We start from the raw sequence: 13580 nt of genomic DNA, 5'->3' as shown, positions 1-13580 counted from the left end.
CTTGTTGGAGGGATGAGGAATGATTCAAGATCAGGCCCGTGAGGTTCTGGAGCTGTTGGTTCAGCGGGTAGAACGGGTTGTTGTCGGTAAAAAGAAGGAGATCGAGCTGGCGGTCATTGCGATGCTATACGGGGGACATATTTTGTTGGAGGATGTGCCGGGAGTAGGCAAGACGCTGCTCGTTCGAACACTCGCTGCTTGTGTAGGGGGCAGCTTTGGAAGAATACAGTTTACTTCCGACCTGCAGCCGGCTGATGTCACGGGCGTCACGGTCTATCAGCCGCTGACAGGCAGCCTGGAATTCCGGCCGGGGCCGATTCATGCCCATATTGTATTGGCTGACGAGATTAACCGCGCTGCTCCGCGGACGCAATCGGCCTTGCTGGAAGCCATGGAGGAGCGGAAGGTAACGGTGGATGGTGTGACCAGAGAGCTGCCGCAGCCCTTTTTGCTGCTTGCCACACAGAATCCGCTGGAGTATGAAGGAACTTATCGGCTGCCTGAGGCGCAGCTGGACCGTTTTCTGATGCGTCTCTCGCTCGGTTACCCCAAGCCTGAGCAAGAGGTTGAAATGCTAAGTAGAATGCAGAACCCGGGCGTGGAACCGAAGCCGGTTATTTTACCGGAGGAGATCAGACTAATGCAGCGGCAGGTTCGCATGGTGCTGGTGGATGAACGGATCAAGGAGTATCTGGTCTCCGTAGCGGATGCCTCGCGGCGGCACCCGAAGCTTGCCCTCGGGATCAGTCCGCGCGGCACCTTGTGCTGGATGGGGGCTGCCCAGGCGATGGCCTATTATCGGGGACGAAGCTATGTGATTCCCGATGATGTGAAGGAGGTTGCCGAGGCCGTACTGGCACAACGGATTGTTCTGAAGCCGGATGCGGGCTTTGCGGGGATGACCTCGCCCCAGATGGTTGCCGAACTGGTGAAGCAGGCGGATGTACCGCTGTTTCACCGCGCTTCCGGAGGTGCCTCATGAGGGAGAGCGGACGGGCTTGGGTGATTAGTCTTGCTGTGCTGGGTATATTCACCGCATTGTACATTTATCGCGGCGGTGAGACCCTGTGGTTCCTCCTTATACTTACCGGCTTCATTCTTCTGCAGGGCTTAGCCTTTTGCTGGCTTGGTCCAAAGCATATGCAGGCTTCTCGAAGCTGGAAGCCCTATTATGCGCAGGCTGGAGAACCCTTAGAGATAGAGATCGTGCTTGTGGTTTCGGGAGGAATCGTTCCGTTATCCATGCGGGCTCAGGATCGCTGGTCGGTATCCGGGAACGAGGAAGGGGCTTCTTCCGTGATTCTGACCGGGGAAGGAGAGGTCACTGGCAAGCTGCGGGGATGGATCGGGCAAAAACAGCGATTTTCCTGCACGTATATGCTTCAACCTTCGGCTCGCGGACATTATAAGGCGGGAGAGCTTGCCGTGATGTGGAGCGATCCCTTCGGGTGGTTCAAACGCAAAAAGCGCGTAGCGGTGAACGGTCAGGATATCCTGGTCATTCATCCTGCGCCATTGCCGGTTTCATGGGAGAGTGAGGCAAAGCCCTGGGGCGCATGGGAGAGCCAGCAGCCCATGGGCAGATTTCTGCCGGCTCCGATGGAAGAAGCTGATGGATTGAGAAAATACCTCCCCGGCGATTCATTCAAGTGGGTGGAGTGGAAGCATTCCGCCAAGCGGGGGGAGCTGCTTACCCGAGTATCGCGCGAGCCGCTGGCGGAGGAACACTATCTGTTGCTGGACACGTCCCCGAATGCTTATCATCTTGAGGAGACTGGAAAGAGCGGAAGAAGGGAAGCAGTCCAGGGATTTGAGACGGCTATCTCTGCGGCATCAGCTATTTTGCATCGGGAGCTAGGCCCTTCAAGGCGAGAGGTCTCGCTGAAGAACAAGCAGGCTGCATCGATATGGTTTATATGCGGCAATCGGACTCGCCAGGATCTGGAGAAAGAGCAGTTCCAAGGGGGGGCAGGCTTGCTAAGCGGTTTGAATAGGCTAGCCGGTCTATCCTTGGATAACGGAGAGAAAGGTCTCAAGGCTGCTTCTATATTACGATCGCTTCCTCGCTCTTCGAAGGGGTACCGGCTTACCCTGATCACAGGAAGATGCACGGAGGAAATAACCGACGCAGTGCTGCTGGCGGCATCTCGAGGGGGATACTTTGAAGTCCTGCTTGCGGCAGAATCAATTATAGGTACGGGAGAGACGGCTCGTATCGAGCGGCTTAGGAATGCAGGGATTCGCGTGATCGTGCTGGTGCCGGATGTGGATCAGAAGCAGCCTTTAATAAAGGCGCTGCCTGTGAATGCCCAGTCCTCAAAAGGGGGTGCCGGACATGTCATCGCTTGAGACACCCGCGAACTTCCCTGCCGTTGCTCCAAACGGTGCGCAGAGGCTGGCCCTGTCCACCGAGAGCGTAGTGCAGGGGAAGGCGTTACGGACGCCCGATCCTCTTCGAGGGGGGCAGAAAATCCTTTTGTCGGCACTGCTGATGGCTTTGTTCTGCGAGTGGTTGTATCCGATCAGACAGCTGATGGAGGAAGAGTCCGGACGATGGTTTCCTTTGTTCGTTGGCTTGACGGGATTGCTGCTGATCTTGGGTTGCTTACCTGTATACAAGTCTTTATATGGGATTCTTGCAGTTAGTCTTATCGGAGGATCGTTCTACTATTTGTACGGGAACGGAGCGGGGGCAGCCTGGTTACAGAAATATGGCGCCTTGCTCGTAACGGACCTGGAAGAGCTGGTGCGGACGGGCAGGCTGTATGGAGTCAGCGGGGAGTCCAGGACCCTCTTGCTGCTGATTGGCTGGGTGCTGCTGGTCGCATCGGTTCAAATGCTGGCTCTTGGGCGGCATAGCATCCTGCTTTTCTTCTCTGCTTCCGTATTATATTTGCTTGTGTTGGAGCTCGTTCTTGATACGAATTTCCTGCCCGGAATGATTCGCACGATAGCCTGGGGCTTGTTGCTTCAAGGCCTTATTACCGGCTATCTTCAGAGGCCCGCCGGGATGATCCGGGGAAAAGGACCAGGCATTGCTGCTTCGATGTTATGTGTGCTCGCTGCCTGGTCAATAGTCCAGCTGTTGCCAGCCCAGCCCGTAAGGGACGTCTCCTGGGATAGAATTGCCCAGACGGTTGAACGCTGGAGTAAAACCTACAGCGGAATGGACCGGGCGGCAGCTCCTGCCTCGGTCTCCGGATACGGGCGGGATGATTCACGGCTGGGCGCTCCGCTTGAACTGCGGCGGGAGGTTTATTTTACGGCGGTATCACCGGTGAATGCCTATTGGCGAGGGGAGAGCAAGAGCGTCTATACCGGACATGGCTGGACCTCTTTACTGCTTGCACCGGAGCCGGTTCCTGAGTCATTCGGAGCAGCCGAAGTTGTCCAGCAGATCAGGTTTGCGAAGCCGGTAGCTGAAACCCAGCCTATCTTCAGCGCCGGAACTCCCATCGGTGTAACAAGCGTATACACCGGCAAGCGGCATACGAAGACAGCAGCCGAAGGATTGGAGCTGCGTTATGATCCGGGCATGACGGCCATGTTTTTTGAACAGCTCTCCTCAGAACGGCAGATGTATGGGTATGAGCTGGCGGCCAGGGTTACGAGCGTACCGGATGAAAGACTGATCCAGGCTAGGGGGGAAGATCCGGAAGAGATTGCTGAGCGAGAGCTGCAGCTGCCCGCCACCTTGCCGGATCGGGTAAGGAGCTTAGGGGTTGAATTGACGGCCGGACATAACAGCCGGTATGAATCGGTGCAGTCGGTGATCCAATATTTGAAAGAGAACTATACTTACAGTCTGGCTTCGGAGGTTCCGGTAGAGGGAAAGGATTTCACCGATAATTTTCTGTTTGAGCAAAGACAGGGATATTGTGACCACTTCTCAACAGCAATGACGGTGCTGCTCCGCAGCGGAGGGATTCCGGCCAGATGGGTCAAGGGCTTTGCCCCGGGGACGGCTGATCCTGCAGATCCGCAGCGTTATTCTGTCAGCTATGCCGATGCGCATTCCTGGGTGGAGGTTTATTTTCCTGATGAGGGCTGGGTTTCATTTGATCCGACACCGGGGTACGGCATAGGTCAGGCAGTAATCGGTGCAGCGGCTGACACGGACAGCAGCTATTTGGCGGATTTCCAATGGAGCAAGCTGTGGGAGCAATTTCATCAATGGAGCGGAGAAGGGAAGGGTGCGGTTCAAAGGCTCCTTGCCCATTTAAAAGGGCATCTGTTTCTATGGAGCGGTGCAGTGATGGCAGGGGGCTTTCTGCTCATGATAATTCTACTGTATGGCCGAAGCGGTTATCGCCGTTCCATGTATATGCTGTGGCCCTATTTTTATAGCAGGGCAGGCTCCTTTCCGAACCGTACAGAATTGTTGAACGCTGCGGATCGAGCCTGGAAGGGCCTGTATGTCCGCTTTGGAGGTAAAGGCCAAGGGACCACCGCAAGGGAATATTTGCTGTCGATCAGTGTGGCTGATGCAGAACTTGCTCCTCATTTGGAACGGTTCATTGCCATGTGGGAAACGCTTTATTACGGAGACGGAAAATTGGATCGCAGCACAAGCAGGGATTTTCTGGATCTGTGCCGTTATCTGGCATTTGGCAAGTCCTGAGTTTCCAACCCGATTTCCTTGACGATCACTTTTGTACTTTCGTATAATTAGTCTCATGAATTGAGGGAGGCTCGGACATGAATAAGCCAAATGAACTGATTGTCGTGCTGGATTTCGGCGGACAATATAATCAACTGATAGCTAGACGGATTCGCGATTTGGGTGTGTACAGCGAATTGCTTCCGTATAATACGCCGGCAGAGCGGCTTCGGGAGCTTGCTCCGAAAGGGATCGTCTTTTCTGGCGGACCATCAAGCGTGTATGCTGAGGATGCTCCGCATATTGATCCGGCGATTTATGAGCTTGGTCTGCCGATCTTCGGGATTTGCTACGGGATGCAGCTGATGGCGCATCAGCTCGGTGGGAAGGTTGAACGTGCGGCCAAGCGTGAGTACGGAAAAGCGGACGTTGATTTTGCCGAACACTCCGCTCTGACAAGAGGGCTGGATGCGAAGCAGACCGTCTGGATGAGCCACGGGGATCATGTCGTTGAGCTGCCGACAGGCTTCATTGTTGACGCCTCTACGGATCATGCGCCAATTGCCGGGTTCTCGAATAGCGAGAGCCGCTTGTATGGCGTGCAGTTCCACCCGGAAGTGCGTCATTCGGTGCATGGCAACGAGATGATCAAGAATTTTATCTATGAAGTGTGCGGCTGTGAAGGCAACTGGAGTATGGAGACCTTCATCGAGGATGCGGTTCGTGATATCCGGGAAAAAGTAGGCAGCGAAAAAGTCCTCTGCGCGCTTAGCGGCGGGGTAGATTCTTCGGTTGTTGCTATGCTCATTCACAAAGCGATCGGCGACCAGCTTACTTGTATGTTTATCGATCATGGCTTGCTGCGCAAAGGTGAAGCAGAGAGCGTCATGGAGACCTTTGTCGGCAAATTCGATATGAAGGTTGTTAAGATTGATGCCCGCGAACGTTTCCTGTCCAAGCTGGCGGGAGTCGATGATCCGGAGCAAAAACGGAAAATTATCGGCAACGAGTTCATTTATGTATTTGATGAAGAATCGGCGAAGTTCGATGATTTCAGATTCCTGGCACAAGGCACGTTGTACACGGACATCGTAGAGAGCGGTACAGCAACCGCTCAGACGATCAAGTCCCACCACAATGTGGGCGGATTGCCTGAGGACATGAAGTTCTCACTAATTGAGCCGCTGAATACCTTGTTCAAGGATGAGGTTCGTAAAGTCGGCGAAGAGCTTGGATTGCCGGGCGAAATTGTCTGGAGACAGCCGTTCCCTGGACCGGGTCTGGCCATCCGCGTGCTCGGTGAAGTCACAGAGGACAAGCTCAAGATTGTCCGCGATTCCGACTTTATCCTGCGCGATGAGATCGCCAAGGCCGGGCTGGATCGCGAAATCTGGCAATACTTTACGGCATTGCCGAACATGAAGAGCGTCGGCGTGATGGGCGATGCCCGTACGTATTCCTACACCGTCGGCATCCGCGCCGTAACCTCCATCGACGGCATGACCGCCGACTGGGCACGTATCCCTTGGGACGTGCTGGAGAAAATCTCCGTGCGCATCGTCAACGAAGTTGATAACGTCAACCGGGTCGTGTACGACATTACATCGAAACCGCCGGCTACGATCGAGTGGGAGTAGATAAGCGACACTATATACACTGAAGAACGTTGATTTTACGTCGTTTAGGTAAAATTCATAAGACTTTCTGAGGTCAAAATTCTTTTGAATCGTCTCCAAGATTGTCGCCAACAACTCTCGCCGAATGATTGTCGGTGGGAGTTTTTATTTAAGCTTTAGTCGATGGAGTACCTGCAATGAGCGAAGCATAAAACCACTTGACCTTCTGTTGAAGTGCCAGTCATGACATAGGTGAAATCAGTGGTATGGAAGGAAAACTACATGCCAATCTAGAATTGCTTTAATAATCAATGTAATTGCATAAGCAGAAAATTTGGAGGTATACGAATGTCAAGTGCAGCACAACGTGCCCAATTACAATCCCAAATCTGGAAAATAGCCAATGATGTCCGTGGCTCAGTAGATGGATGGGATTTTAAACAATATGTTCTAGGAACGCTTTTTTATCGTTTCATTAGTGAGAACTTTGCTAGCTATATGGAAGCGGGAGATGAAAGTATCAAGTATGCGGACCTTCCTGATGAGATTATCACACCAGAAATCAAAGACGATGCGATTAAAACAAAAGGTTACTTCATAAAGCCGAGTCAGTTGTTTGCTAAAATTGCGAAAACCGCCAGCACAAATGAAAGCTTGAATACGGATTTAGCTAAAATATTTTCTGATATCGAAAGCTCGGCAAACGGCTATCCATCTGAACTGGCCATTAAAGGCTTGTTCGCTGATTTTGACACGACAAGCAATAGGTTGGGAAATACTGTTAAGGATAAAAGCAGTCGTTTAGCTGCTGTTATCAAAGGCGTTGAAGGGCTTCATTTTGGCAGCTTTGAAGATAGTCAAATTGATCTTTTTGGAGATGCCTATGAGTTCTTAATCTCTAACTATGCTGCCAATGCTGGTAAATCCGGAGGAGAATTCTTCACACCACAGAGTGTATCCAAACTTATTGCACAATTGGCCATTCACAAGCAAACCTCCATTAATAAAATATATGACCCTGCAGCCGGTTCAGGTTCATTGCTATTACAAGCAAAGAAACAGTTTGATGCTCATATTATCGAAGATGGTTTCTATGGACAGGAAATTAACCATACTACTTATAACCTTGCTCGTATGAATATGTTTTTACACAACATAAATTACGATAAATTTAATATTGCATTAGGAAATACGCTTCGAGATCCTTACTTTGGTGACGAAAAACCCTTCGATGCCATTGTTTCTAATCCACCTTATTCCGTAAATTGGATTGGTAGTGATGATCCAACGCTGATTAATGATGAAAGATTTGCTCCCGCAGGTGTATTAGCACCAAAATCGAAAGCCGATTTTGCCTTTGTACTTCATTCGCTTAGTTACCTTTCAAGTAAAGGTCGTGCTGCTATCGTTTGTTTCCCAGGTATTTTCTACCGCGGCGGTGCAGAGCAAAAAATTAGAAAGTATCTAATTGATAATAACTTTGTTGAAACGGTTATTTCATTAGCATCTAACCTTTTCTACGGGACTACAATAGCGGTTAATATCTTGGTTCTCTCTAAGCATAAAACCGATAATAAAACGCAGTTTATTGATGCAAGCAGCGTAGATTTCTATAAAAAAGAAACAAATAATAACATACTTACTGATCAACATATAGCGAAAATAATGAACTTGTTCGACAGGAAAGAAGATGTTGATCATGTTGCAAAATCTGTTGATTATGAAGCTATCGTTCAGAATGATTACAACCTATCTGTGAGTACTTATGTGGAAGCAAAAGATACAAGGGAAGTTATAGATATCAATCAGCTGAATACAGAGATAAAAACGACTGTAGCAAAGATCGATCAACTTCGTGCTGAAATTGATAGGATTATTGAGGTGATTGAATCTTGATTAAGCCGAATTATTTAGAGAAACTGCTTGAAGGGGATAAGGTGGAGTGGAAGAAATTAGGGGAAGTTATAATAATAAAAAACGGTAAGGATTGGAAAGGGCTAAATACAGGCAATGTACCAGTTTATGGTTCAGGTGGAGTTATGGCTTTTGTAGACAAATTTGTTTATGATAAGCCTACTGTTTTAATTCCAAGAAAAGGGTCAATCACGAATATATTTTACGTTGAGGGGCCGATATGGAATGTTGATACAATTTATTATACTGAAATTGACACTGATCAACTTGCACCTAAGTTTTTCTACTATTACATGAAAACTATTGATTTAATGAAATTAGATACGGGTTCTGGCAGACCTAGTCTTACTCAAGCTATATTAAACGAACTAAGGGTTCCTATCCCCCCCCTAAAGGTACAAGAAGAAATCGTCGGTATTTTGGACACCTTCACAGAGCTTACAGCAGAGCTTACAGCAGAGCTTACAGCAGAGCTTACAGCTCGTAAAAAGCAATACACTTATTATCGTAATAAGTTGCTGACTTTTGAAGAGGGTGAAGTTGAGTGGAAACCGTTAGGGGAGATTGCCGAAAATCTTGACTCAATACGTAAACCGATTACTAGTGGTTTAAGAGCGTTTGGCGATATTCCATATTATGGCGCATCTGGTATTGTTGATTATGTAAAAGATTATATTTTTGAAGGGGATTTTTTGCTTGTTTCGGAAGATGGGGCAAACCTAGTAGCTAGAAGTACACCAATTGCATTCAGTGCAAGTGGAAAAATATGGGTGAATAATCATGCTCATGTACTTAAATTTAAGACTTATGAGGAACGAAGATTTGTTGAGTTTTATTTAAATCATATTGATTTAACTCCCTACATATCGGGGGCAGCTCAACCTAAATTAAACCAGAAAAATTTGAACAGCATCATGGTTCCAAATCCTCTACCTTTACAAAAAAAACGTATAGTATCTATTTTAGACAAATTCGACGCTTTGTCATCCTCAATTACAGAGGGCTTGCCTCGTGAAATGGAGTTGCGTCAAAAGCAATACGAATATTACCGTGATATGCTACTCTCATTTCCGAAAAGTGAGGTAAAAGCATAATATGGGAAAGAGTATAACTGGAATTGCCCAGCAGTTAGTAGATAATAATAAAAAAGTACAATTAATTTATGCATTTAATGGAACGGGTAAAACTAGGCTTTCGCGTGAATTAAAATCGTTAGTGGTACCGAAAGTAGATGGTGACGCGGAGTTAGAGGAATCAGAAGTAATCGTAAAAAAAATTCTCTATTACAATGCATTTACGGAAGATTTGTTCTATTGGGATAACGACATAGAATACGATGCTAAACCAAAACTTTTAATCCGTCCTAATTCTTTTACAAAATGGATTTTTGAAGAGCAGGGACAAGACAGGAATATTATCTCAATCTTTCAACATTATACTGACGAAAAATTGACGCCCCATTTCAACGAAGAATATTCGATTAAAGATAAAAATGATAATGATGTAACCGTAGGATCCTTTACAGAAGTCACCTTTTCATATGAGCGTGGTCATGATGAACATTCCAATAACATTAAAATTTCAAAGGGAGAAGAGAGTAACTTTGTTTGGTCAGTTTTTTATTCTCTAATTAAACAAGTTACTGAAGTATTAAAAGAACCTGAACCAACTAATAGAGAAACAGATCAATTTGATCAACTGGAGTACGTATTTATAGATGATCCAGTGACTTCATTAGACGATAATCATCTAATTGAATTAGCAGTAAATCTAGCTGAATTAATAAAATCATCTGCACTATCAGAACTCAAGTTCATTATTACCACGCATAATCCTCTTTTTTATAACGTGTTGGTTAATGAACTTAGTAGTTCTGATAAAAGTACAGGTTACAAGCATCGAAAACACTTTAAATGCTATAGATTAGACAAAAAAGAAGACGGTACTTGTGAACTAAATGATCAGAATAATGAGTCGCCATTTTCTTATCACCTTTTCTTAATAAATGAAATTGATAAGGCTATTGAAACCGATCAGATATATAAGTATCATTTTAATTTTCTTCGAAATATTTTGGAAAAAACCTCTATTTTTTTAGGATATTCTCATTGGACAGAATTATTGATACCTGTTTATGGAGAGAAAGATGCATATGTAAAGAGGATGCTAGATCATAATAGTCATTCAAAGCATTCAGGTGAAGAAATTGTTGAGCTCACAAACGATGACAAGAATGTTTTAATACATCTAACGAAACAAATCAATGAAATATATAGGTTTAAAAAATTTATTTAGGGGGGAAATGAATGAGCGAGTACAAACCCATTGCAGAGTCAAACAACTATATAGTACTAGATAAATATACCAAGATAGCTGAACAAGGGGTTGGCTATCAGACCGAAGTGAATTTAGAACGAGAACTGATTCAAGATTTAGTCAGTCAAGGTTTTGAACACTTAACAAGTGTAACCACGCCAGAGAAAATGCTTGCCAACGCTCGCGCGCAGCTGCAAGACCTCAATAAGGTGCAATTTTCTGATGATGAATGGCTTAGATTCTGTGAGCAGTTTTTGGATAAACCGAGTGATAACCATGTTGATAAAACTCGTAAAATTCATAACGATTACATCTTTGATTTTGTGTTTGATGACGGACACATTCAGAATATTTATTTGGTGGACAAGAAGGTCATTGCTAACAACAAGGTACAAGTCATTTCCCAGTTCGAGCAAAAAGGAATGCATGCAAATCGCTATGATGTTACCATCCTAGTTAATGGCTTGCCGCTCGTTCAAGTTGAGCTTAAAAAGCGTGGAGTGGCGATTCGTGAGGCTTTCAATCAGGTTCATCGCTACAGCAAAGAGAGCTTCAATGCAGAAAACTCTCTCTTTAAATATTTGCAAATTTTTGTGATATCCAATGGTACCGATAGCCGCTATTTTGCGAATACAACGAAGCGGGATAAGAACAGCTTTGACTTTACGATGAATTGGGCCAAAGCGGATAATGTCCTGATTAAAGATTTAAAAGATTTCACAGCTACATTTTTCCAGAAGGATACGTTGTTAAATGTACTGCTGAAATATTCCGTATTTGATGCGAGTGACAATATGCTGGTGATGCGGCCTTATCAAATTGCTGCGGCAGAAAGAATATTATGGAAGATTAAAAGTGCATACCAAGCGAAAAAATGGAGCACCATTGAAAGTGGCGGATACATCTGGCATACAACAGGTTCAGGGAAAACGCTCACAAGCTTTAAAGCGGCCCGCTTGGCTACTGAGCTGGATTTTATCGATAAGGTGTTTTTTATCGTCGATCGGAAAGACCTGGATTATCAGACGATGAAGGAATATCAGCGATTTTCTCCTGACAGTGTTAATGGTTCAGAAAGTACCGCAGGATTAAAGCGCAATATTGAAAAAGATGATAATCGAATTATTGTGACGACGATACAAAAAATGAATAACCTGATAAAAAGTGAAACCGAATTGCCGATCTACGATAAGCAAGTAGTATTTATTTTTGATGAAGCTCACCGTTCACAATTTGGTGAAGCGCAAAAAAACATCAAGAAGAAGTTTAAGAAGTTCTATCAATTTGGATTTACAGGTACGCCTATTTTCCGGGATAATGCTCTGGGCGCTGAGACGACGGCATCTGTTTTTGGCCGAGAGTTACACGCTTATGTCATTACTGACGCTATCCGAGATGAGAAGGTTTTGAAGTTCAAGGTAGATTATAACGATGTCCGTCCCAAATTCAAAACGATTGAACAAGAACAGGACGAGAAAAAACTATCAGCAGCAGAAAATAAAGAAGCATTGCTGCATCCTGATCGCATTAACGAAATTTCTCAATATATTCTTAATCATTATAAAGTAAAGACCCACCGTCTAAATCCAAGTGGAAAAGGATTTAATGCTATGTTTGCTGTGAGCAGCGTTGATGCAGCCAAACTCTACTATGAATCATTAAATCATTTACAAAAGGGGAGCAGTAACCCCCTTAAGATTGCGACAATATTCTCCTTTGCTGCGAATGAAGAGCAAACGGCGATAGGTGAAATTCTTGATGAATCTTTTGAACCTTCAGCAATGGATAGTAGCGCAAAAGAGTTTTTAAATTCAGCCATTAAAGATTACAATGCGATGTTTAAAACCAACTATGGTGTGGAAAGTAAAGAGTTTCAAAATTACTATCGTGACCTAGCTAAACGAGTAAAGGATAAAGAGGTCGATTTGCTAATTGTCGTTGGTATGTTTTTAACGGGTTTTGACGCTCCTACACTAAATACGCTATTTGTTGATAAAAATCTTAGGTATCATGGTTTAATACAAGCTTATTCGAGAACAAATCGTATATATGATTCCACTAAAACCTTTGGCAATATTATTACTTTTAGAGATTTGGAACAAGCAACCATAAATGCCATTACTCTTTTTGGGGATAAAAACACAAAAAATGTAGTGCTGGAAAAAAGCTACACAGAGTATATGGAAGGCTTTACCGACGTGGTAACAGGTGCTGCTCGTCGCGGTTATGTAGACGTAGTAAGTGAACTAGAGGAACGTTTTTCTGATGTGGATGGGATTGTTACTGAAAGGGATAAGAAAGACTTTGTCAAAGTTTTCGGGGAATATTTGCGTGTTGAAAATATCCTGCAGAACTATGATGAATTTTCAGCTCTAAAAGCTTTACAGACAGTGGATCTGACAGACTCTAGGGCTCTAGAAGATTTTAAAGCCACTCATTATGTAACGGATGAAGATATAGCTATTATGCAAGAGATTGAAATTTTAGAAGACAGAAGGGTTCAAGACTATCGTTCCACCTATAATGATATTCGTGATTGGCTTCGTCGCGAGAAAACGGGGAATGAAAAAGGGAAATCTTCAATTGACTGGGACGATGTTGTTTTTGAGGTGGATCTTTTAAAATCCCAAGAAATCAACCTGGACTACATTCTTGAACTTATTTTTGAACATAACAAAAAAGCAAAAGATAAAGCATCCCTGGTTGAAGAGGTTCGTCGCTTAATTCGCTCTAGTGTAGGAAACCGTGCAAAAGAAAGCTTGGTAGTTGATTTTATCAACCAAGCTGATTTAGATAATATTCAAGATAAAGCAAGCATTATTGATGCCTTCTTCTCATTTGCTCAAGCTGAGCAAAAACGTGAAGCAGAAGAATTGATTAATGCTGAGAATCTAAATGGAGAGGCTGCAAAGAGATATATTTTAACTTCACTAAAAAGAGAATATGCCAGCGAAAATGGAACAGATCTTAATGAAATTCTTCCTAAAATGAGTCCGCTCAATCCTCAATATTTAACAAAAAAACAGAGCGTTTTTCAGAAAATATCTGCTTTTGTAGATAAGTTTAAGGGAGTAGGCGGAAAAATTTGATGAATCTAAAATAGCAGTTAAACATCAAGATATTTGGGCCCATTT

At 44.9% G+C, this 13580-nt stretch carries 8 protein-coding genes; all 8 read left to right on the top strand.

The genetic code is table 11. From position 1 onward, the window contains the following. The first annotated feature begins 19 nt into the window (after positions 1–19). Positions 20–982, top strand: a complete 963-nt coding sequence (locus TX85_RS14035; RefSeq protein WP_044480128.1) for an AAA family ATPase — start codon at positions 20–22, stop codon at positions 980–982. Beyond that, positions 979–2349: a DUF58 domain-containing protein gene (locus TX85_RS14030; RefSeq protein ID WP_044480126.1), complete on the top strand. Its 1371-nt coding sequence runs from the start codon at positions 979–981 to the stop codon at positions 2347–2349. The genes TX85_RS14035 and TX85_RS14030 overlap by 4 nt, the downstream gene beginning before the upstream one ends. Continuing rightward, positions 2336–4621 (top strand): transglutaminase-like domain-containing protein, encoded by a 2286-nt coding sequence (locus tag TX85_RS14025; RefSeq protein WP_049894966.1) that lies wholly within the window; start codon positions 2336–2338, stop codon positions 4619–4621. The genes TX85_RS14030 and TX85_RS14025 overlap by 14 nt, the downstream gene beginning before the upstream one ends. Before the next feature lie 77 nt (positions 4622–4698). Then, positions 4699–6237, top strand: a complete 1539-nt coding sequence (gene guaA, locus TX85_RS14020; RefSeq protein ID WP_044480124.1) for a glutamine-hydrolyzing GMP synthase — start codon at positions 4699–4701, stop codon at positions 6235–6237. A 327-nt stretch (positions 6238–6564) separates the two neighbouring features. Next, complete coding sequence (locus tag TX85_RS14015) at positions 6565–8112, top strand: type I restriction-modification system subunit M (protein ID WP_044480122.1); 1548 nt, start codon at positions 6565–6567, stop codon at positions 8110–8112. Beyond that, positions 8109–9224, top strand: a complete 1116-nt coding sequence (locus TX85_RS14010) for a restriction endonuclease subunit S (RefSeq protein WP_044480121.1) — start codon at positions 8109–8111, stop codon at positions 9222–9224. The genes TX85_RS14015 and TX85_RS14010 overlap by 4 nt, the downstream gene beginning before the upstream one ends. A 1-nt stretch (position 9225) precedes the next feature. Continuing rightward, on the top strand, positions 9226–10425 hold the full coding sequence (locus TX85_RS14005) for an AAA family ATPase (RefSeq protein ID WP_044480119.1): 1200 nt from the start codon (positions 9226–9228) through the stop codon (positions 10423–10425). Positions 10426–10436: 11 nt separating this feature from the next. After that, positions 10437–13535: a type I restriction endonuclease subunit R gene (locus TX85_RS14000; RefSeq protein WP_044480118.1), complete on the top strand. Its 3099-nt coding sequence runs from the start codon at positions 10437–10439 to the stop codon at positions 13533–13535. Positions 13536–13580: the final 45 nt, after the last annotated feature.

The sequence above is a fragment of the Paenibacillus antibioticophila genome (assembly GCF_000455265.1).
Taxonomy (GTDB): domain Bacteria; phylum Bacillota; class Bacilli; order Paenibacillales; family Paenibacillaceae; genus Fontibacillus; species Fontibacillus antibioticophila.
The sequence above is the reverse complement of the archived record's forward strand: the minus strand, read 5'-3'. Positions and strand labels throughout refer to the sequence as shown.

What these genes read in the sequence shown, in the direction of transcription:
- TX85_RS14025 (WP_049894966.1), top strand. Translation starts at nt 2,336, where the DNA reads ATGTCATCGCTTGAGACACCCGCGAACTTCCCTGCCGTTGCTCCAAAC.
- guaA (WP_044480124.1), top strand. Translation starts at nt 4,699, where the DNA reads ATGAATAAGCCAAATGAACTGATTGTCGTGCTGGATTTCGGCGGACAA.
- TX85_RS14035 (WP_044480128.1), top strand. Translation starts at nt 20, where the DNA reads ATGATTCAAGATCAGGCCCGTGAGGTTCTGGAGCTGTTGGTTCAGCGG.
- TX85_RS14005 (WP_044480119.1), top strand. Translation starts at nt 9,226, where the DNA reads ATGGGAAAGAGTATAACTGGAATTGCCCAGCAGTTAGTAGATAATAAT.
- TX85_RS14000 (WP_044480118.1), top strand. Translation starts at nt 10,437, where the DNA reads ATGAGCGAGTACAAACCCATTGCAGAGTCAAACAACTATATAGTACTA.
- TX85_RS14015 (WP_044480122.1), top strand. Translation starts at nt 6,565, where the DNA reads ATGTCAAGTGCAGCACAACGTGCCCAATTACAATCCCAAATCTGGAAA.
- TX85_RS14030 (WP_044480126.1), top strand. Translation starts at nt 979, where the DNA reads ATGAGGGAGAGCGGACGGGCTTGGGTGATTAGTCTTGCTGTGCTGGGT.